This is a genomic window from Streptomyces hygroscopicus subsp. hygroscopicus, from assembly GCF_001553455.1.
GTDB lineage: Bacteria > Actinomycetota > Actinomycetes > Streptomycetales > Streptomycetaceae > Streptomyces > Streptomyces hygroscopicus.
Genome location: NZ_BBOX01000676.1, coordinates 1 through 650, shown reverse-complemented (window position 1 = coordinate 650; position 650 = coordinate 1). Strand labels below are relative to the sequence as shown.

Below are 650 nucleotides of genomic sequence, written 5' to 3'. Positions count from 1 at the left end.
AGAGCAGAACTCGGATGCACCACCCACACGTTCAACCAGCGCCGCAGCCTGGCCGCGCAACGCTTCCGCGCTCCGTGCGGACAGCGCCCACGGGATCGTGCCCCCGTCGGAGGGCACCGGCGCGGTCCGCTCGTCCCGTTCGAGCGGCGCGGGGGCCTGTTCGAGGATCACATGGGCGTTGGTGCCCGAGGCGCCGAACGAGGACACACCAGCGCGGCGCGGACGCCCGCCGTCCGGCCAGTCCACCGTCTCGGTCAGCAGCCGCACCGCACCACTTGCCCAGTCCACATGCGGAGTGGGCTCATCGACATGCAAGGAAGCGGGCAGCGTCGCATGCCGCATCGCCTGCACCATCTTGATCACACCCGCCACACCCGCCGCCGCCTGTGTATGTCCGATGTTGGACTTGACCGAACCCAGCAACAAAGGCCGCTCAGCAGGGCGTTCCTGGCCGTAAGTGGCCAGCAGCGCCTGCGCCTCGATCGGATCCCCCAGCCTCGTCCCCGTGCCATGCGCCTCCACCACATCCACCTCGGACGCCGACAAACCCGCATTCGCCAACGCCTGACGGATCACCCGCTGCTGCGACGGACCATTCGGCGCCGTCAACCCATTCGACGCACCATCCTGATTGACCGCCGACCCCCGAA

General features: G+C 68.8%; 1 protein-coding gene. It reads right to left on the bottom strand.

Annotation, left to right across the window (positions count from 1 at the left end; genetic code table 11):
• Positions 1-650: ketoacyl-synthetase C-terminal extension domain-containing protein (locus tag AXW62_RS39800; protein WP_169808219.1), on the bottom strand; the 650-nt coding region annotated here is incomplete at both ends.